The organism is Brachybacterium horti, assembly GCF_054777615.1.
In genome coordinates this window covers 426,998-446,130 of sequence record NZ_BAAHAM010000004.1, presented here as the reverse complement: position 1 = coordinate 446,130, position 19,133 = coordinate 426,998, and the positions used below count along the sequence as shown (strand labels likewise).

21 protein-coding genes are annotated in these 19,133 nt (G+C 72.3%); 14 read left to right on the top strand and 7 right to left on the bottom strand.

All coding sequences use genetic code 11. The features are described from left to right. Positions 1-28: 28 nt before the first annotated feature. Both ACYVAP_RS14970 and mraY read right to left on the bottom strand, forming a co-directional pair. Positions 29-1,237, bottom strand: a complete 1,209-nt coding sequence (locus ACYVAP_RS14970) for a hypothetical protein (RefSeq protein ID WP_498861291.1) — start codon at positions 1,235-1,237, stop codon at positions 29-31. 25 nt (positions 1,238-1,262) lie between these two features. Further along, positions 1,263-2,363, bottom strand: coding sequence for a phospho-N-acetylmuramoyl-pentapeptide-transferase (gene mraY, locus ACYVAP_RS14965; RefSeq protein WP_498861290.1), 1,101 nt, complete (start codon positions 2,361-2,363; stop codon positions 1,263-1,265). A 310-nt stretch (positions 2,364-2,673) separates the two neighbouring features. On the opposite strand from mraY, the gene ACYVAP_RS14960 reads away from it, so the two are divergent. The 7 genes from ACYVAP_RS14960 (at position 2,674) to ACYVAP_RS14930 (ending at position 9,640) form a co-directional block, all read left to right on the top strand. Then, the gene (locus ACYVAP_RS14960; RefSeq protein ID WP_498861289.1) at positions 2,674-3,231 is read left to right on the top strand and encodes a DUF4242 domain-containing protein; all 558 of its coding nucleotides are present in this window, start codon (positions 2,674-2,676) and stop codon (positions 3,229-3,231) included. Next, complete coding sequence (locus ACYVAP_RS14955) at positions 3,228-4,322, top strand: acyl-CoA dehydrogenase family protein (protein WP_498861288.1); 1,095 nt, start codon at positions 3,228-3,230, stop codon at positions 4,320-4,322. The genes ACYVAP_RS14960 and ACYVAP_RS14955 overlap by 4 nt, the downstream gene beginning before the upstream one ends. Next, positions 4,319-5,029, top strand: a complete 711-nt coding sequence (locus ACYVAP_RS14950) for an ABC transporter ATP-binding protein (RefSeq protein ID WP_264450853.1) — start codon at positions 4,319-4,321, stop codon at positions 5,027-5,029. The genes ACYVAP_RS14955 and ACYVAP_RS14950 overlap by 4 nt, the downstream gene beginning before the upstream one ends. A gap of 29 nt (positions 5,030-5,058) precedes the next feature. Continuing rightward, a complete protein-coding gene (locus ACYVAP_RS14945; protein WP_498861287.1) occupies positions 5,059-6,207 on the top strand; it encodes an ABC transporter substrate-binding protein in 1,149 nt (382 codons plus the stop codon). Continuing rightward, complete coding sequence (locus ACYVAP_RS14940) at positions 6,204-7,055, top strand: ABC transporter permease (RefSeq protein WP_498861286.1); 852 nt, start codon at positions 6,204-6,206, stop codon at positions 7,053-7,055. The genes ACYVAP_RS14945 and ACYVAP_RS14940 overlap by 4 nt, the downstream gene beginning before the upstream one ends. 102 nt (positions 7,056-7,157) lie before the next feature. Beyond that, the gene (locus ACYVAP_RS14935) at positions 7,158-8,375 is read left to right on the top strand and encodes an acetyl-CoA C-acetyltransferase (protein WP_498861285.1); all 1,218 of its coding nucleotides are present in this window, start codon (positions 7,158-7,160) and stop codon (positions 8,373-8,375) included. Next, entirely contained in the window at positions 8,375-9,640 is a 1,266-nt protein-coding gene (locus ACYVAP_RS14930) for an acyl-CoA dehydrogenase family protein (RefSeq protein ID WP_264450849.1), read from the top strand. Before ACYVAP_RS14935 ends, ACYVAP_RS14930 begins: the two co-directional genes overlap by 1 nt. A 36-nt stretch (positions 9,641-9,676) precedes the next feature. On the opposite strand, the gene ACYVAP_RS14925 is transcribed toward ACYVAP_RS14930, so the two are convergent. Genes ACYVAP_RS14925 through ACYVAP_RS14910 form a run of 4 tightly spaced genes read right to left on the bottom strand, consistent with a single transcriptional unit; the run spans position 9,677 to position 12,834 of the window. Further along, positions 9,677-10,147: a hypothetical protein gene (locus tag ACYVAP_RS14925; RefSeq protein ID WP_498861284.1), complete on the bottom strand. Its 471-nt coding sequence runs from the start codon at positions 10,145-10,147 to the stop codon at positions 9,677-9,679. A 31-nt stretch (positions 10,148-10,178) separates the two neighbouring features. Further along, the gene (locus ACYVAP_RS14920; protein ID WP_498861283.1) at positions 10,179-11,303 is read right to left on the bottom strand and encodes a PLP-dependent cysteine synthase family protein; all 1,125 of its coding nucleotides are present in this window, start codon (positions 11,301-11,303) and stop codon (positions 10,179-10,181) included. A 9-nt stretch (positions 11,304-11,312) separates the two neighbouring features. Continuing rightward, positions 11,313-11,699: a hypothetical protein gene (locus tag ACYVAP_RS14915; protein WP_498861282.1), complete on the bottom strand. Its 387-nt coding sequence runs from the start codon at positions 11,697-11,699 to the stop codon at positions 11,313-11,315. Between the two features lies 1 nt (position 11,700). Further along, positions 11,701-12,834, bottom strand: coding sequence for a C2 family cysteine protease (locus tag ACYVAP_RS14910; RefSeq protein WP_498861281.1), 1,134 nt, complete (start codon positions 12,832-12,834; stop codon positions 11,701-11,703). Between the two features lie 150 nt (positions 12,835-12,984). On the opposite strand from ACYVAP_RS14910, the gene ACYVAP_RS14905 reads away from it, so the two are divergent. The 7 genes from ACYVAP_RS14905 (at position 12,985) to ACYVAP_RS14875 (ending at position 18,140) form a co-directional block, all read left to right on the top strand. Then, complete coding sequence (locus ACYVAP_RS14905; protein WP_498861280.1) at positions 12,985-13,524, top strand: hypothetical protein; 540 nt, start codon at positions 12,985-12,987, stop codon at positions 13,522-13,524. A gap of 190 nt (positions 13,525-13,714) precedes the next feature. Further along, the gene (locus tag ACYVAP_RS14900; protein WP_498861279.1) at positions 13,715-14,641 is read left to right on the top strand and encodes a PTS transporter subunit; all 927 of its coding nucleotides are present in this window, start codon (positions 13,715-13,717) and stop codon (positions 14,639-14,641) included. Positions 14,642-14,729: 88 nt separating this feature from the next. Further along, positions 14,730-14,978 carry a helix-turn-helix domain-containing protein gene (locus tag ACYVAP_RS14895; protein ID WP_040283886.1) on the top strand — a complete coding sequence of 83 codons (249 nt, stop codon included), beginning with the start codon at positions 14,730-14,732 and terminating at the stop codon, positions 14,976-14,978. Beyond that, a complete protein-coding gene (locus ACYVAP_RS14890; protein ID WP_498861278.1) occupies positions 14,975-15,925 on the top strand; it encodes a transposase in 951 nt (316 codons plus the stop codon). The genes ACYVAP_RS14895 and ACYVAP_RS14890 overlap by 4 nt, the downstream gene beginning before the upstream one ends. Positions 15,926-15,943: 18 nt before the next feature. After that, positions 15,944-17,191 carry a glucose PTS transporter subunit IIA gene (locus tag ACYVAP_RS14885; protein ID WP_498861393.1) on the top strand — a complete coding sequence of 416 codons (1,248 nt, stop codon included), beginning with the start codon at positions 15,944-15,946 and terminating at the stop codon, positions 17,189-17,191. A 98-nt stretch (positions 17,192-17,289) separates the two neighbouring features. Then, entirely contained in the window at positions 17,290-17,817 is a 528-nt protein-coding gene (locus tag ACYVAP_RS14880) for a CAT RNA binding domain-containing protein (protein WP_498861277.1), read from the top strand. Further along, positions 17,814-18,140, top strand: a complete 327-nt coding sequence (locus tag ACYVAP_RS14875; protein WP_498861276.1) for a PRD domain-containing protein — start codon at positions 17,814-17,816, stop codon at positions 18,138-18,140. The genes ACYVAP_RS14880 and ACYVAP_RS14875 overlap by 4 nt, the downstream gene beginning before the upstream one ends. A 36-nt stretch (positions 18,141-18,176) precedes the next feature. Here ACYVAP_RS14875 and ACYVAP_RS14870 read toward each other — a convergent pair whose 3' ends face one another. Then, a complete protein-coding gene (locus ACYVAP_RS14870) occupies positions 18,177-19,121 on the bottom strand; it encodes an aldo-keto reductase family protein (RefSeq protein ID WP_498861275.1) in 945 nt (314 codons plus the stop codon). Between the last annotated feature and the right edge of the window lie 12 nt (positions 19,122-19,133).

Sequence of the window (19,133 nt, the reverse complement as noted above, 5' to 3'; positions counted from 1 at the left end):
AGCACGTTCCTCCCAAGTTGAGGCTTCATCAGCCTGCTTCGAAGAAGTCCTCCCATCGCTCCACGAGGTCGCCAGGCCCTTCGAGGGCGAGGACGAGGGATTCCTCATCGTCGGACCACCAGGCCACGGCGAACGGTCCATGCGGGGAATCCACTTCCACACGATCACCGGCACCGGTCGGCGTGTTCGCGATCTCCCGGCCGAGCGCACCCGCGTAAGGGCTGGTGATCTCCGGGGCGAGGCTTTCTCGCAGCGTCCTCCAGAAGCGCGGGACCTCATCGGCGTCGACGTTCGTGGACCACTCCGCCATCCCGTGCACATGAGGAGGGGTCCGTCGTCCCTCCAGCCGCAGACGCCGAGTCCGGGCGCGGTCGTACTCCGCCTCCCGTCGTCGTCGGCGTCGCTCCGCGTCCTCGCGGACCCGGCGCGCGAGGTCCTCTGGAGGGCCGACCCGCCCGGGGTCGAATGACGCATGGTGCTCCAGCGAGGGCATCGTGTCCCGCTCTTCGAGCGAGATCAGGATGACGTCCTCGCCGAGGGCGGAGAGCAGAGGAGCTCGCCACTCCCCCTCGAGCGGACTGCCCGAGTTCTCGAGCGAGTGTTCGGGCCGCTCCGTGGCACGGTGGATCACCGCTCCTCGCGGTGTCGTCGCGGAACGCTCGAGCTGCGCCAGGGCCGGGCGTCGTTCCACGAAGGCCGGCCCGAGGTACTGCATCCAGTAGACGCTCCCCAGCCCCCAGGAGAGATCGGGACGGGCTGGTCCGTCCGAGTACCAGCGATTGAGCTGGTCGTAGGTGGCTTCGGGGAAGATGCAGCCGTAGGCGGCTCCGATCGCGTCTCCGATCTCGCCGAGGAAGACTTCGAGGCCGTGAGCCCCCAATGCGGCGGCACGCTCGGGGCCGATGGCGATCGTCAGGGAGCTCACCGGGCGAACGACCTCCTCTGCGTCGCCTCTCCCGCCGACCACGATCCATGCGGGTTCGAGCTCGAAGATCCAGGTGGCGCTCTCCTCGGTTCGAGCGCCCTCCCCGCCGAAGAGGAACAGGGGGAGGTCCGGCTCGGCGAGGTGGGGAACGAGTGTCGATCCGACTCGTGTCCTCGGCGGGTCCTGGCCGACCTTCCCTGGCCGGAGGAGGGGCTGGGCGTCGAAGACCGTGCCGATCTCCGCCCGTCTCTCCGGCGTGAGGTGCTCGACGCTCAGGAGGATGAGCACCAGTGGGGAGGAGGAGTTGGGCATGGTGCATTCCACCATGGGGTGCCGCTCAGGAGGCGAGCAGCACCCACTCGCCGTAGAAGAGGCCGAGGCCCGCGGCGACGCACACGGCGCTGATGATCCATAAGCGCACGGAGACGGTGACCTGGCTCCAGCCGAGCTGCTCGAAGTGGTGGTGGATCGGGGTGATGAGGAACAGCCGCTTCCCCACGCCGCCGTTGCGACGCTTGGTCGCCTTGAAGACGCTCACCTGCAGGATCACGGTGACGGTCTCGAAGACGAAGAGGCCGCCGAGCACGATGAGCAGCAGCTCGGTGCGGCTGAGGATCGCGAGGCCTGCGAGCGCGCCGCCGAGGCCGAGCGATCCGGTGTCCCCCATGAACAGCGCGGCGGGCGGCGTGTTCCACCAGAGGAAGCCGATGCAGGCGGCGCCCACGCAGGCGGCGACGACGGCGAGGTCGAGCGGGTCGCGCACGTCGTAGCAGCCGGCGGTCGCGAGGTTCGCGCAGGACTTGAGCGCCTGCCAGATGCCGATCAGCGTGTAGGCGGCGAGCACCATGGCGGCCGCGCCGGCGGCCTGCCCGTCGAGCCCGTCGGTCAGGTTCACGCCGTTGCTGGTGGCGGTGATCATGAGGACGATCCACACGATGAGCAGGGCGGTGCCGGCGATCGCGCCGAGCACGGCGAGGTCGATCCCGGTGTCCCGCACCAGCGAGATGCGGTGGCTCGCCGGGGTGAGCCCGTCGCGCGCGAAGCGGGTCGCGAGGATCCCGAAGACGATCGCGACGACCGTCTGCCCGACGAGCTTCTGCCCGGAGTTCAGGCCCAGCGAGCGCTCGCGGCGGATCTTCGTCCAGTCGTCGAGGAAGCCGATGAAGCCGAGACCCAGCATGAGGAACAGGACGAGGAGCCCGGAGACCGACGGCGCCGTCCACGTCACGAGGTGCGCTGCGGCGTACCCGGCGAGGGCGGCGCCGAAGATCGCGATGCCGCCCATCTGCGGGGTGCCGCGCTTGGAGTGGTGGCTGGTGGGGCCGTCCGCGCGGACGTACTGGGCCCAGCCCCTCCGCTTCGCGAGCCCGGTGTAGAAGTACGTGCCGATGATGCCGACGACCAGGGCGACCGCGGCGCCCACGAGCACGGGGATCACGCGCGCGCCCCCGGGATCGTCGCGGGCGGGGTGCTGGGCAGGGGAGTGGTCACGGTCGGGCGTCCTCGGGCTCGTCGGCGGGCAGCGGCGTCGGAGCCGTCGTCTCGTGCCCCTGCGCGCAAGGCTAGGCCACGGGCGCGTGCGCCGACCGTCCCCCGCGCCCGGAGTCGGCCGCCGCCGACCTGCCCCTTCGTGGATCCGTCGTGCCCAGGTGGTTCGTCAACGAACGACTGGTGTGCCAAGCTAATGCGGTGCATAAGCTCTGCTTCGGCGCAGATGTCGAGGCGGAGACCCGGACGAAAGGACTGCCATGCCCCTGTTCCTCCTCGAGATCGAGCCGTCGACCCCCACGCGAGAGGGCAGCCAGGGAGTGATCGACGCCCTCGCCGCCGCGACGGGCGGGAGCGCGTCGACGGAGCTCATCGAGTCGCAGGTCGCCGCCGACCACTCCCGGCTCTTCGCGATCCTCGAGTCCGGATCCGCCGCGGACGCCGCAGCGATCACCCCGGCCCTCGCGGAGACCGCGGGTGCGGTCCAGGGGCCTGACGAGGTGCGCCTGGTCGGTGCCGAGCTCGAGGACATCAAGGCGCTGCGTCGGGGTGCCGGCTTCCTCGTCGAGTGGGACATCCCCGCCGAGATCACGATGGAGAAGTACCTCGCGCGGAAGAAGGCCAACGCGCCCAAGTACGCGCAGGTCCCCGAGACCTCCTTCCTGCGCACCTACGTGCGCGAGGACACCGCGAAGTGCCTGTGCTTCTACGACGCGCCGGATGAGGACGCCGTCGTGCGGGCCCGCGAGGCCGTCGAGACCCCGATCGACAGGATCTGGGCGCTCGGGGCGATCGACCTGGGCGCGCAGAGCCGGTGACCGCGGAGTCGGGCCGGCGGGCCGAGCTGGGCCTGGTGACCCTGCCCCCGTCGGCAGGTCCGGTCCTCGACGCGGTGGGCCGCCGGGCCCGCGGCGTCGATCAGTGCGAGGTCGACCTCTGGGACTCCCTGCGTGAGCTCGGCGAGCACGGTCTCCTCGCGGCCCCGCTGCCGCTCGCGATCGAGCTGGTGCACGCCCTCGCCCGGCGCTGCACCGCCACGGCCTTCTCCCTGTGGGGTCACCGCTCCGCCCTCGAATACCACGAGGCCACGGCGAGCGAGCTGCCCGCAGGGGTGCGTGAGGGCACCGTCGCGCTCGCCTCCGGCATGGCCCCCGCCTTCAAGGAGGAGGCCGGGCTGGGGGAGATCCCGCTCGTCGCCGCGGACCGGCCGGGAGGCGCGATCGAGGTGAGCGGGACCCTCCCGTGGTGCTCGAACCTCCGATCGGGCGGCTGGGTCATCGCCCCCGTGCGCTGGGAGGACGGCCGCCGTGCCGTCGTCCGCGTCGAGCGGGAAGCGGCCGGGGTCACCGTCGTGCCGCTGCTCGGGCTCACGGCGCTCGACGGCACCTCCTCCGGCGTGCTCCGGCTCGACAGGACGCTGATCGCCGGGCGCGACGTGCTCACCGCGGACCTCGCGACGTTCCGGAACCGGGTCAGGGCCCCCTTCCTGCTCCTGCAGACGGCCATGTGCCTCGGACTCGCCGGGGCGGCGCTCGACGCCGCGGAGGGCGGTGCCGACGCCGCCTCGCGCCGGGTGTTCGCCGAGGAGGCCCGCGAGATGGCCGAGGGCTGGGAGACGCTGCGCTCCGCGCTCAAGAGCGGAGCGCAGGCGTCCCCCTCGGTCCCGGCGAGGGAGCTGGTCTCCGCCCGGCTGGATGCGGCGCTGCTCGCAGGCCGCGCCACGCGGCTCGAGCAGAAGGTCGTCGGCGGCCGAGGGTACGCCCTCGGATCGGACACCTCCCGCCGGGCACGCGAGGCCGCGTTCCTGCCGGTCCAATCCCCGACGGAGACCCACCTGCGTCACCTGCTCGCCGGAGCGGGCGCCCCCCAGGGGCCCTCACGCCCGACCGACGGCGAGGCGGCCCCGTGACGGTGCTCGCCCTGCGGGGCGTGACCCGCTGGTACCCGGGTTCCCCGCGGCCCGTGCTCCAGGACCTCGACCTGGTGGTCCAGGAGCACGAGACCATGGGCGTCCTCGGCGCGTCGGGCGCCGGCAAGTCCACGCTCGTGAGGATCCTGGCCGGTCTCGATACCCCACAGGGAGGCGTCGTCGAGCGCGGAGCCGACCCGCGCAGGCCCACCCTGGTCCCGCAGTCGCCGGACCTCTTCCCGTGGCTCACGGTGGCCGAGAACATCGCCCTCGGAGGGCGCTTCGCCGCCAACCGGGAGCATTTCCGCGCGGCACGCGTGGCGGAGCTGCTCGACGACCTCGGCATCGCGGAGCTCGCGGAGGCGCTCCCCGCCGAGCTCTCCGGCGGGCAGGCCCAGCGTGTCGCGCTGGGGCGCGCGCTCGCCGTGGACCCGGCCGTGGTGCTGCTGGACGAGCCGTTCTCGGCGCTGGACCCGGCGATCCGTTCGGACCTGCAGGTCTGGCTGCGGGAGGTGCTCACCCGGCTGCGGATCACGGCGGTGCTCGTGACCCATGACGTCGACGAGGCGCTCACCGTCGCCGACCACGTCGTCTACCTCGACGGCGCCCGCGGGATCACCGCCCGATGGCGCCCGCGGGAGGACGGCACCGGGCGCGACGAGGTTCTCGCCCACTACCGGGCCCGACCGGCGGAGGCGTCCTCGTGAGCAGTCGTGGCGCGGGCAGGGGTGCGCCCTTGCCGACGCGCCGGGCCCTCCTCGGCGGTGCCGGCGCCACGGCGCTCGCGGGTGCCGCCGGGGCGGGGCTCGGCCTCGGCGTCCGGCAGGGTCGGGCGGCCGCACCCGATCCGGACGGGCCGCTGCGGATCGCCTATCTCCCGATCACCGATGCCGCACCGCTGCTGATCGCCCACGCCCGGGGCCTCTTCGCGCAGGCCGGGGTGGCGGTCGCCGAGCCCGTGCGCCTGAGGTCCTGGGCATCGATGGGGGAGACGCTCCTCGCCGGCGGTGTGGACCTCGTGCACCTGCTGTTCCCGATGGCGCTGCAGATGCGTCTGGACCTCGGGGCGGACATCCGTGTGGTGGGGGCGAACCATGTCGACGGCTCGGCGCTGACCCTGGGCCGGGACGTGCCGGAGACGGCCGCGCTCGCCGGTCGCACCCTGGCGATCCCCGCCTGGTACTCGATCCACAACGTGATCGTCCAGCAGATGCTCCGTGCGGAGGGGCTCACCCCCGTGGTGCGCCGGACGCCGTCCGCCGCGCGAGGCGAGGTCACCCTCGTCCCGATGGCGCCGGCCGACATGCTCCCCGCTCTCGACGCGGGATCCATCGGCGGGTACACCGTGGCGGACCCGTTCAACGCGATGGGCGAGACGAAGGGCGTCGGGACGATCGGCCGGTTCCTCGGCGACGTGTGGCATTCGCATCCCTGCTGCGTGACCGTGGCGAGCGGGAGCCTCCTCCGGCGGCCGCCCGAGCAGCTGCAGGCCGTCGCCGATGCGCTCGTGCTCGCCCAGCAGGCCTGCCGCGAGGATCGTGACGCTGTCGCGGAGGAGCTCGCCGGCACCTATCTCCCGCAGCCGCTCCCCGCGATCCGCGCCGCTCTGACCAGGCAGGACGCGGGTCATGCCCACGTCGTCAACCCCTCCTGGCGAGGGGAGACCATCGATTTCACCCCGGTGCTGCGGCCCGGTTTCACGACGCGTCTGGTCGAGGAGATGCGCGGGACCCTGCTGGACGCGCCGCTCGGCGAGCTCGCGAGGATCGATGCGGCCGCGGCCCACGACCTCGTCGTCGACGACGCCGCGCTGCGTGACGCCGCGAGCCGGCTCGACCCCGGCTCGCTCGCAGGACTGGACGACCCCGAGGAGATCGCCCCATGAGCATCGTGCCCACCGATGTGGAGCCCGCCGAGCAGAATCCTGCCGGGAGCGGCGTCCCGGGCCGGGGTGCCTCCGGCGCCGCGGCTCCGACGCCCGGACCGGGGCGCCGCACGGTCCTGCTCTGGGCCGTGATCGGCGCTGCCGCGACGGTGCTCGCGTGGTGGGCCTTCACCGCCGTGGGCGGTGCGGGCAGCCCCATGCTCTCCGCGCTGTCCCCATGGCGCGTCCCCTCGGCCCTGGGGTCGTTGCTGTCCACCGGTGTGCTGCTGCAGGATCTGGTCACGAGCACGCTCCGGCTGCTCTCCGGCCTGCTGATCGCCGCCCTGCTGGGGATCCCGGCCGGTGCGCTCATCGGTCTGCACCGCCCCACCCGCTGGGCCACGGCCGTTCCGGTCCAGTTCCTCCGGATGATCTCGCCGCTGTCCTGGGCCCCCGTCGCCGTGGCGCTGCTGGGGGTGGGCTCCGCCCCTGTCGTCTTCCTGGTGGCCGCCGCGTCGGTCTGGCCGATCCTCGTCGGCACCGCTTCCGCCGTCGCGTCGATCGACCAGCGCTATGTCGCGGTGGCCCACACGCTGGGTGCCGGGCGCCGCGAGGTGCTGCGCACGGTGGTCGTCCCGTCGGTGCGCCCTGCGGTGCTGCAATCGGTGCGGCTCGCGCTGGGGATCGCCTGGGTGGTCCTGGTGCCGGCGGAGATGCTGGGCGTGACCAGCGGTCTGGGCTACGAGATCCTCAACGCCCGGGATCGCCTCGCCTATGACGAGATGCTCGCGGTGATCCTCGTGATCGGCCTGCTCGGCGCGGTGATCGACCTCATCGCCCGCGCCGTGCTGTCCCCGAGGCGCCGCTGAGAGGCCCCTTGCGGAGTTATCTAGAACCGCTAGTATCGGGTACATTCGCGGTGCCCGACGGGCCCCGCGCCCGTCCAGACACCGTCGTCGAAGGAGACCCTCGTGCCCGAGGCCGTCATCGTGTCCGCCGCCCGCTCCCCGATCGGCCGGGCCCGCAAGGGCTCCCTCAAGGACGTCCGCCCGGACGACCTCGCCGGTCAGATGATCCGCGCGGCCCTCGACCAGGTCCCCGCGCTGGACCCCGCCACCATCGACGACCTCCAGCTCGGCTGCGCGATCCCCGAGGGCTACCAGGGCGGCAACCTCGCCCGCACCGTCGCGATCCGCCTGGGCCTGGACACCGTCCCCGGCGCGACCGTCACCCGCTTCTGCGCCTCCTCGATCCAGACCACCCGCGCCGCCTTCCACGCCATCCGCGCCGGTGAGGCGCACGCCGTGATCTCCGCAGGCGTCGAGTCGATCTCCACGAGCACCGGCAAGCTCATGGAGGAGGACGCCCGCGACCCGCTCTTCCAGGAGGCCTGGGAGCGCACCGACGCCCGCGCCTCCCGCGCGATCCCCGCCCCCTGGCACGACCCGCGCGAGGACGGCCAGCTTCCCGACCCGTACATCCTCATGGGGCAGACCGCCGAGAACGTCGCCGAGCTGCGCGGCGTCTCCCGGAAGGAGCAGGACGAGTACGCCGTCCGCTCCCAGAACCGTGCCGAGGCCGCCCGCGCCGCCGGGTTCTTCGACCGCGACATCACCCCCGTCACCCTCGCCGACGGCACCGTCGTCTCCGCCGACGACTCCCCGCGCGCGGGCGTCACCTACGACGCCGTCGCCGGGCTCGACCCCGTCTTCCGCGAGGGCGGGACGGTCACCGCCGGCAACTGCTGCCCCCTGAACGACGGCGCCGCCGCCCTCGTCATCATGTCCGACGTCCGCGCGAAGGAGCTGGGCCTCACCCCGCTCGCCCGCATCGTCTCCACCGGCGTCTCCGGCCTCAGCCCCGAGATCATGGGCCTCGGCCCCGTCGAGTCCACCCGCCGCGCCCTCGCGCTCGCCGGCATGAGCATCGGCGACATCGACCTCGTCGAGCTCAACGAGGCCTTCGCCGCCCAGGTCATCCCCTCCGCGGAGGATCTCGGCATCGACCACGACAAGCTCAACGTGCACGGCGGCGCGATCGCGCTCGGCCACCCCTGGGGCTCCACCGGTGCCCGCATGACCACCACCCTGATCCACGGCCTCCAGGAGCGCGACGCCTCCCTGGGCCTGGCCACCCTCTGCGTGGGCGGCGGCCAGGGCATGGCCCTCATCGTCGAGAGGATGTCCTGATGACCACCACCGAGCAGAGCACGAGCATCGGCTCCGCCCCCGTCGTGAGCGCGCCGGACCCGTCCGCCGCGACCCCCGCCGAGCTGCTCCCGCCGCCCGCGGACCACTTCGCCCTCTTCCAGCAGGTGAGCGGTGAGGACCTCGAGGCCTGGGTCGACGCCCGCTCCTTCGCCGCCCACCTCGACCGCCTGAACCAGGCGTGGGAGGACTACGAGTACCCCACCGAGCTGCTCGCGGCGCTCGGCGAGAAGGACCTCTTCACCGACGGCCTCGAGCTCCCCGGCCACCGGCACCTGAGCCCGCTCGCCACCGGCCTGGTCAACATGGAGCTCTCCCGCATCGACGGCTCGCTCGGCACCATGGTCGGCGTCCAGGGCGGCCTCGCCCTCCGCTCGATCGCGCTGCTCGGCTCCGACGAGCAGAAGGCCCGCTGGGTGGACCCCCTCGCCGCCGGCACCGAGCTCGGCGCCTTCGCCCTCACCGAGCCCACCCACGGCTCCGACTCCGTCTCGCTCGAGACCATGGCCCGCCGCGACGGCGACCAGTGGGTGCTCAGCGGCGAGAAGCGCTGGATCGGCAACGGCGCGGGCGGCCACGTCTCCGTCGTCTGGGCCCGCATCCAGGACCCGTCGGACCCGGCGCTCGACGGCCAGGTCTCCGGCTTCCTCGTGGACCAGTCCCTGCCCGGCTACGAGGCGGAGATCATCCGCGGCAAGGTCGCCCTGCGCGCCATCCACCAGGCGCACATCCGCCTGACCGACGTGCGCCTCCCGCTGGACGCGCGCCTGCCCGGCGCCCGCTCCTTCAAGGACACCTCGCGCGTGCTCTTCGCGACCCGCGCGGGCGTCGCCTGGGGCGCCCTGGGCCATGCGACCGCCTGCTACGAGGCCGCCCTCGAGCATGCGACCACCCGCGTGCAGTTCGGCCGCCCGCTCGCGAAGGCCCAGCACGTGCAGGTGCGCCTCGCGGACATGCTGCAGACCCTCACCTCGATGCAGCTGTACTGCGTGCGCCTCGCCGAGCTCGAGGCGGCCGGGACCCTGCTGCCCGAGCAGGCGTCGCTCGCCAAGGTGCACAACACCCGCGCCGCCCGCGAGATCGCCGCCGACGCCCGTGACCTCCTCGGCGGCTCCGGCATCCTGCTCGAGAACCGCGTGGTGCGCCACCGCAGCGACCTCGAGGCCCTGCACACCTACGAGGGCACCGACACCATGCAGTCGCTCATCGTGGGCCGCCGCATCACCGGGGTCAGCGCGTTCGTGTGATCGACGCTCGCACCGCCGTGGGGCGGGGCGTCGGGGTCACCCCTGACGGCCCGCCCCGCGCTGGGCGACGAGCCGGCTGTCGTCCTGTCGCACCATGACGAACATGACCGCGCCGAGGAGGATCCCGACGCCGGCTGCTTCGAGGGCCGAGGTGTGCTCGGCGAGCCAGCTGCTGAACCCGGCGGCGAGACCGATGCACACCGCGCAGGCGAGGCGCAGGGCGAGCCCCGCGCCGCGCAGCCGGGTCACCGGGTAGAACAGGCCGATCTCGCCCCACCAGTGTCGCCGTGCGAACACGGTCAGCATCAGCCCGCCGACCACGAGGGCCGCGGCGAGGAGGACGCGGGTCACCATCCCCAGCTGCGAGACCGAGATGAGGACCGCGTAGGCCGCGCCGATCAGCGCCGCGGCCACGGCGTGCACCGGCCAGGGCACGGAGCGGGCCGGGGCCTGGTCCTCGTGGTGGGCATACTCGGTGCGGGCGTCGGTGCTGGTGTCGGTGTCCATCTGGCCTCCTCGGTTCCCTCCACCGTACGGGTCAGGCGGGCACGAGCGGCAGCGTCTCCTCGAGCCGGGCCCGCCACGGGGCGAGGTCCCAGCCCTGCGCGGCGACCCAGTCGTCGTCGAAGTAGGTGCCCGCGTAGCGGTCGCCGCTGTCGCACAGCAGGGTCAGCACGGAGCCCTGCTCGCCCCGCTCCCGCAGCTCGGTGACCAGACGCGCCGCCGCCACGAGGTTCGTCCCCGTCGAGGCGCCGACGCGGCGGCCCAGGCGCTCGGAGAGGTGACGGGCCGCGGCGACGGAGGCCGCGTCCGGCACACGGATCATCCGGTCCACGACGCCCGGCTCGAAGCTCGGCTCCATGCGCGGCCGGCCGATGCCCTCGATCCGCGAGGACGCGTCCGTGGCGGCACCGCGGTCCGCGTCGCGCCAACCGGGGAAGAAGGCGGAGCCCTCGACGTCGGCGACGCACAGGCCCGTGGGCAGGCGCCGGTAGCGCAGGTACCGGCCGAAGGTCGCGCTGGTGCCGCCGGTCCCTGCGCCCACCACGATCCAGCGCGGCACCGGGTGCGGCTCGAGGCTCATCTGCTCCATCGCGGAGACGGCGATCGAGTTGTTGCCGCGCCAGTCGGTGGCACGCTCGGCGTGCGTGAACTGGTCCAGGAACAGACCGCCGCGCTCCGCGGCGAGGTCGCGGCCGGCCCGGCTCATCTGCTCGGCGTGGTCCACGTAGTGGCAGCTGCCGCCGGCGGCCTCGATGAGCGCGACCTTCCGTGCGCTCGTGCTGCGCGGGACGACGGCCACGAAGGGCACCTCGAGCATCCGCGCCACGTGCGCCTCGCTCACCGCGGTCGAGCCGGAGCTCGCCTCGATCACCGGCATCCCCGGCCGCAGCCAGCCGTTGACCAGGGCGTACGTGAACAGGGAACGGGCGAGGCGATGCTTGAGGCTCCCGGAGACGTGGGTCGATTCGTCCTTGAGGTACAGGTCCACACCCCACTCCGCCGGCAGGGCGAGCCGCAGCAGGTGCGTGTCCGCGGAGCGGCGGTCGTCCGCCTCGAGGCGCCGCACGCGCTCCGCGACCCAGTCCCGCAGCGCGGGATCGCTGCGGTCCACGTCCTCGAGCGCGGCGAGCGGATCCGGGGCGGGGGAGGGGGAGGCCATGGCGCGAACCTATCGCGGGCCGCGTTCCCTGTCGGCGAGGTCGTCGGTCGCCGGGTCTGCCCAGGGGACGTGGAGGAGCTCGACTCCGGAAGGCGTGCCAGGTGCCCAGGGATGCACGGCGAGCACGTGCAGGCGGCCCGAGTCGAGGTCGATCTCGGCCCCCTCCTCGACGATCAGCGTCCGAGGCGGGGTCGCGCTGCCCGGCTCGACGAGATCGAGGGAGGCCCGCGGCACTCCGGCGGCCTCGGCGGGCGTCGCCGATTCGCCGTGTCCCGGGTTCTCGACACGGGCTCCCGAGCAGCCGATGATCGCGCTGCCGATGGGAGCGCGGGCGGCGAGCCGGAGCCGATGGAGCGTCGCCTCTGCCGGCGTGCGGTCCTCGAGGTGCGCGTCCATCTCAGCCCCACTCTCCCTTCGGCGCCCCGACGCCGGTCATCGTGATGTTGTTGTCGTAGAACATGTCCATGGGCACCCGCACCACATGCGGCTTGCTCGCCCCGTCGCCCCAGGGGTTCACGAGCTCCACCTCGTTCTTCGCGGTGTCGACCGACCGCACCTGGTAGACGTGCGCGGCGGCGAGGTCCGAGTTGAACGGCATGAGCGGGTCCGTCATGACCGTGACCGGCCTGCCCTCGGCGATGGCGGTGTCGAGCGACTCGATCGAAGGGTGGCCGTCGAGGAAGGTCGAGCCCTCCGCCTCGGCCCCGGTGATGAGCTCGAGACCTGCCTGCGGGGAGTCCGCGACCACGGATTCGTAGTTCGGACCCAGATGGTTGATCGCGGCCTGCTCGTAGATCGACATGTAGCCGATGGCGTCACCGTTCCATGTGTTCCTGTTGCCGTCGGAGTCCACCCGGGCACCGTCCCGGGCGAGCTGGTCCGGCGAGACGTTCACGACCACGGGCTCGCCGTCCTCATAGAGGGTGACGTCCCAGGTGCCGTCCTCACGCAGCGTCACGTTCTTCGAGAGGAAGGCGGGATCCGTCTGCGCAGCGGCCATGAGCCCGGAGAGGAACCAGCAGTCCCCGATCGCACCCTGTCGCATGACCTGCTCGCGGATCGCCTCCGGGGAGAGGTCCACCGAGGAGGGATCGAAGTCCCTGCCCTCGGGGGAGTCGACGTAGCGGCCGCCGAGGTCGTCGATCGTGAGGGGATCCGAGAACGGGTTGGCCGTCTCCCACGCGTCCTGGACGGTGTTGATGACGTCGGACCAGGACTCCCCGCCCAGCAGCTCCGCGTAGCGCGCGGTATCGATGCTGCCGTCGGTGCTCGAGGCGAGGTCCTGCTGAGCGGCGTGCTGATAGATCGCCCGGGCGCCGTTGCCGAGCCGGGCCCCCGCCTCGATGAGCGCGGTGCGCACCGTGGACTCGAAGCGGTCGAGGAACGCATCCCGGTCCGGTCCTGTCCAGGGCACCCCCGTCACCGTGGCTGCGAGTGTCGTCGCCAAATCGTCGAGGCGCTCGGCGCGCTGCTCGATCCCCTGTCCCATGTCGAGGAGCTCGTCGGTGTCCGCCCCCAGGAATTCGCTCATGCCGCCCCCGTCGTCGCGGCCCGGGATGCTCCGGGCTTCGTTGTGGACAGACCCTAGCCGCGGCCGCAGCCTCCTACGATGGGGAGGACTGCCCTGTGGAAACCCGTTCCTCCCCGGGTGCAGCTTCTGATCTTCAGCAGAGGAGCCCGCATGGCATCCGCATCAGCAGCGGCACGCAGAACCGCAGGGCCCCGTCGGCCGTCAACGTCCCCGGTCCGTGCCTCGCTCGTGCTCGCGACGGCCGCCCTGCTCACCGGCTGCTCCCTCGGTGCGGAGCCGCTTCCGGCGGACGAGGCCGTCGGCCACTACGAGGACGTCGCCGCCGGCGTCTCCGGCGCCCTCGCATCGAGTGGGCGAGAGTTCAGCTATCTCGCGCCGTCGGAGTCCGTGACGGAGGACGGCGGCACCTGTCTGTACCGGGCCGGCCAATGGGAGTCGGGACAGTCGTTCGACGGGGACCTCACCGAGCGCGCGGGCTGGGACGAGTACGCGGAACCCGTGGAGGAGGTGCTCGCCGAGCACGGCTTCACCGACCTGGGCCGCGTGCACCGACGTGGCGCACTGCACCACCTCGTCGCGACCGATCGGCACGGGGCACGGTTCGAACTCGATGAGCAGGGACGCTTCACGATCGCGGACGCCCGCGTCGACGCCGATCCGTGCACCGCGGAGGCGCTCGGCATCGGCTGAGAGCGGGAGCGGCGCCGGGCGCGTGCTATGCTCCCCGGCGAACTCTTCGTTCACAGGATTGTCATCCACCGTGATGGTGGATCAAGACCTGGACCGCACTGCGCGGTCCGGGTCTTTTTTTGTGCCCCGGGTACGGCCGGCGTCGTCGCCGCCACGTGCCCACGACCCGCGAAGGATGCGAGGACGCATCATGAACACTCCCAGCTCGACCACGTCGGAGGCCGAGGACATCGTCCGCGGCGTCGGCGGACCCGCGAACATCGAGAGCCTCACCCACTGCGCGACCCGGCTGCGCTTCCAGCTGCACGACGCCGAGCAGGTGGACCGCACCGCGCTCGACGCCCTCCCCGGCGTCATGGGCACCGTGCCGCAGTCCGGCGACCGCTTCCAGGTCGTCATCGGAGGCGCCGTCGCCGGCGTCTACTCCCAGATCATGAACCTGCCCTCCATGAGCGGCGGCCCCGCGCCCCGCCCGCAGAGCGACGCCGAGGTCAAGGCCGCGATCCGCGCCAAGGGCCGCGGCCGCTTCGCCTGGCTCGACAACGTCTCCGAGTACCTCTCCGACTCGTTCCGCCCGCTTATGGGCGTGCTGCTGGGCGCCTCACTGATCATCGCGATCGCCTCGGTGCTCGACGCCCTCGGCGTGGTCGACTTCCGTGCCGAGAACAAGTCCGCCACCTGGGTGTTCGTCGACGCGATGTGGCGCTCGGTGCTGTACTTCCTGCCGCTCATGGTCGCCTACAACGCCGCCAAGAAGCTCCAGATCGACCCGTGGGTGGGCGCCGCCGTCATGGCCGCCGTCATGACCCCGAACTTCACCGGCATGCTCTCCGGCGCCGGCACCATCCCGGGCGTCACCTGCACCACCAACGCGACGCTCGGCACCGAGCAGTGCACGGCGACCGTGTTCGGCCTGCCCATGCAGCTGAACGACTACGGCGGCCAGGTGTTCGTGCCGCTGCTGATGGTCGCCCTGCTCGCCCTCGTCTACAAGGGCCTGGCGAAGATCTTCCCCGCGAACGTGCAGCTCGTCTTCGTGCCGTTCTTCTCGATGCTCATCATGATCCCGGTGACCGCCTTGTCGCGCGTCAGACTTAGTGGCAGGGCCGTTATGTAGGTCCTGAAGGAGAGTCAGACATGGGTAGACCACCCTCGATTCCGGCGGAGAAGAAGACCCGGATAGTGCTGAACTGCTGGCCGGCGAGATGTCCATCGCCGAAGCGGCACGCAAGGAGAAAGTCAGTGAGCAGTCCATCGGACGGTGGAAGGCCGAGTTCCTGGAAGCCGGCAAGACCGCCCTGGTGGCCGGCAGGTCCGGACCATCCTCCCGAGAGGAACAGCTGGAGGCCGAGGTCGCCGAGCTGACCCAGGCCTTGGGCGAGGCACACCTGGAGGCCAGGGTGTGGAAGAAGTCCGCGGAGGGCCGGCTGGGCCCTTCGAGGACCTCGAGGTGATCCGCGTGGAAGCGGGCATGTCGACCGCGAGGTTCTGCCAGCTCTTCGACATGCCCGAGCGGACCTGGCGCCGCTGGCAGGCCAAGGCCCGCACCGGGACGGCGGTGAAGGGACCGTGGCCGCAACCGGCACGGCAGGCCGCCAGGGAACTGGTGGTCAAGCACGCGTTGGCCCATCCGGCGTGGGGGCATCGGAAGATCTGGGCGATGGTCCGCCACGACGGGCATGTGGTTTCCGAGGCGACCGTGCTGCGGATCCTGCGCGACGAGGGGCTGATTCTGCCCGCGCAGTACCAACGGGAGCGACGGAAGCTGGCCGAGCGGCGCAAGGCCGCGTTCGCCACCGAGCCGACCGGTCCGAACCAAGTCTGGCAGCTGGACTTCAGCGAGTTCGAGACCACCACCGGAGGGACCTGGCGGCTGGCCGGGTGCCGGGACTACTGGTCCAAGTACGAGCACCCCTTCCACGTTTCGCCCACCGGGAACCAGCACGACGCGATCGACGCGATCGAGTTGACCCTGGCCGACTACGAGGCCATGTTCGGTCACCCGCTGGTCGAGGCCTGCCCGGTCGATCCCGAGACCGGTGAGCTGTTGCCCGTGGTGACCATCGTGACGGACAACGGCGGGCCGTTCCGGTCCTTCCGCTTCGAGTCCTTCATCGCCGCCCACCCCGAGCTACACCACGTGCGCACCCGAGTGAAGACCCCGGGGCAGAACGGGTCCCGTGAACGCGGCTTCGGCACGCTGAAGTACGAACGGCTCTACCTGGACGAGATCGACGACGCGATCGTGCTCGCCGAGCGGGCCGTGGACTACCGGATCGAGTACAACGAGCTCCGGCCCCACGAGGCCATCTCATGGAACCGGCCCAAGGAGGTGCACCTGGGCCTGGCCGACCCCACCACCCCGACATTCAAAACCAAGGAAATCCTGCCAACTACTTGACGCGGGACAGCCTTCCTCATCGGCCCCCTCGGCATCTGGGCCGGCAACGGGATCGGCGCGGGCCTCGCCTGGCTCAACGGCAACGCCCCGATCGTCTTCGCGATCCTCATCCCGCTGCTCTACCCGTTCCTGGTGCCGCTGGGCCTGCACTGGCCGCTGAACGCGCTCATGCTGCAGAACATCAACGCCCTGGGCTACGACTTCATCCAGGGCCCCATGGGCGCCTGGAACTTCGCCTGCTTCGGCGCGACCGCCGGCGTGCTCCTGCTGTCCCTGCGCCACCGCGAGCCGGAGATGCGCCAGACCGCCACGGGTGCACTCGCCGCGGGCCTGTTCGGCGGCATCTCCGAGCCCTCCCTCTACGGCATCCACCTGCGCTTCAAGCGGATCTACCCGCGCATGCTCGTAGGCTGCCTCGTGGGCGGCCTGATCGTGGGCCTGCTGGGCGGCGTGGACACGAGCGCCTTCGCGTTCACCTCGCTGCTGACGATCCCCGTCTTCGATCCGATCCCCGTGTACGTCATCGCGATCGCGGCGGCCTTCGTCACCGCGATGGTGCTCGTCTACTTCTCCGACTACATGCCGCGCGAGCAGCGTGCGGCGGCGAACGCCGCGCGGGACCTCCGCGAGGCCGACGAGCGCGCCGCGGCGACCGCCGCGCCGGAGTCCTCCGGTTCCGCGACGAGCACGACCTCCGCGACGACGACCGCCCCGGTCGCCGGCGCCGCCACCGCCACGACCGACGGCGCCGACGCCGCCGCCGGGACCGCGGGCGGTGCGGCCCCCACCGCGACCCTGCTCGCCGAGGCCGATCTCGAGATCGTCTCCCCGGTCGCGGGTCGCGTGCTGGACCTCGACGACGCCGGCGACCCGGTCTTCGCCTCCCGCGCCCTCGGCGAGGGCGTGGGCGTCGAGCCGGCCGACGGCACCGTCCTCGCGCCGCTCGACGGCGAGCTCATCACCGTCGCCGGCACCGGGCACGCCTTCGGGATCCGCGGCGCGGGCGGCGTCGAGGTGCTCGTGCACGTCGGCATCGACACCGTGCAGATGAACGGCGAGGGCTTCGACGTGCGCGTCGAGGCCGGCCAGCAGGTGCGCGCCGGGGACCTCCTCGCCGAGGTGGACCTCGCGGCGATCCGTGCGGCCGGGCACCCCGCCCTCACGCTGGTCACCGTCATCAACACCGCGAGCCTCACCGAGGTGCGCCCGCTCGCCGTGGGCGAGCAGGTCGCCGCGGGCGCCCCGGTGGTGGCCGTCCGCCGCTGAGCGATCGGGCCGGGCGCGCACCGCTCCCCTCGGGGGCCGGTGCGCGCCCGCGCCCGTGCTGGGAGGATGTGTCCCGAGCGCGAAGGAGGTGAGCGGACATGAAGGTGCTGAGGGTCCTCAACAACAACGTCGTCATCTCCCGTGACGGCCAGGGCCAGGAGGTCATCCTCACCGGCCGCGGGATCGGCTTCCGCGCCCGCCCCGGCCAGGAGGTGGACCCGGAGCTGATCGTGCGGGTGTTCGTCCCCTCCGACGGCCGCGACCCCGATCACCTCGCCGAGGTCTTCGCGATGATCGACCAGGACGTGCTGCGCGGTGTCGTCCTCGCCCTGCGCGCTGCCGGGATCGAGGGACGAGAGTCCACGCGACCCACCCTCGCGATCGCCGTCGCGGACCATGTCGCGGGCGCCCTCGAGCGGGCCCGGAAGGGGCAGGAGATCGAGTACCCGCTGCGCGCGGAGGTGCAGACCCTCTACGGCACCGAGTACGCGCAGGCGGAGCGGCTGCTCGAGGAGATCAACCTCCACGTGGACCCGCCGCTCGCCGCGGGGGAGGCCACGGCGCTCACGCTGCACCTGGTCAACGCGGGCTTCGCCTCCGGGACCTCTCCTTCACGTACACGATGACGGGCGCCATCCAGCAGCTGCTCGCGGTGATCGGCGAGCGCTACGGCGTGGATGTCTCCCGCAGCTCGATGACCGCCGCCCGCTTCATCACGCACGTGCGCTACATGTTCGTGCGCATCCACCAGCACCGGCAGCTCGACGGCCAGGAGTCGACCATCGGCCGCTCGATCCGGGAGAGCTACCCGGAGGCCGTGCGCACGGCGGAGCAGCTCGCGACGATCGTCCAGCTGCGCCTCGGCGACCGCCTCACCCCGGACGAGGTCGCCTACCTCGCCCTGCACGTCGCGCGGATGACGATGGATCGGGCCCCGGAGGTCCCCTGAGCGCAGGGGACCTCCGGGTTCCGGGGCCGACGGGGATCAGGCGAAGGGCTGCGAGGCCTCGTCCAGCGCGGCGACCTCCGCGGCGTCCAGCTCGAGCGTCGCGCCGGCGATCAGCGCGGCGACCTGCTCCGGGCGGGAGGCGGAGGCGATCGGGGCGGTGACGCCCTTCGCCCGCAGCCACGCGAGGGACACCGAGGTCACCTCGACGCCGTGCGCCTCGGCGACCGCGTGCAGCGCCTCGAGCACCGCGGGGGTCCCGGGCCGGCCCAGCAGCTCCGTCGCGGCGCCGCCGCGCGGGGCGCCCTCGGCGTCCGCCGCCGTGCGGTACTTGCCCGTGAGCACACCGGAGGCGAGGGCGTAGTAGGGGAAGGTCGCGAGCTCGAACTCCGCGGCGATCGGTGCGAACTCCTGCTCGAACTCCGCGCGGTGCAGCAGGTTGTACTGCGGCTGGTGGGCGACGGGCAGCGTCACGCCCTGCTCGCGGGCGGTCTCGAGGAAGGCGCGCAGGCGCTCGGGGGAGTAGTTCGACAGCGCCAGGTGACGCGCCTTCCCGGAGTCGAGCACCTCGCGCGCGGTCGCGACCTGGTCCTCGATCGAGACGTTCTCGTCGTCGAAGTGGAAGTAGTACAGGTCGACGTGGTCGGTGCGCAGGCGCTGCAGCGACTCGTCGAGCGCGGCGAGCACGTTCTCGCGGGCGAGGCCCTGGCGGTCCGGCTTCGAGGCGACCTTGGTCGCGAGGACCACCTGGTCGCGGTTGCCGCGAGCCTCCATCCAGGCGCCGAGGATCGTCTCGGACTCGCCGCCGGAGTTGCCGGGGACCCACGCGGAGTAGCCGTCGGCCGTGTCGATCGCGGTGCCGCCCGCGGCGACGAAGGCGTCGAGCACGGCGAAGGAGGCCTGCTCGTCGGAGGTCCAGCCGAAGGTGTTGCCGCCGAGGACGAGGGGCAGGACGTCGATATCTGTGCGGGGGATGCGGGCCATGGGGGCTCCTTC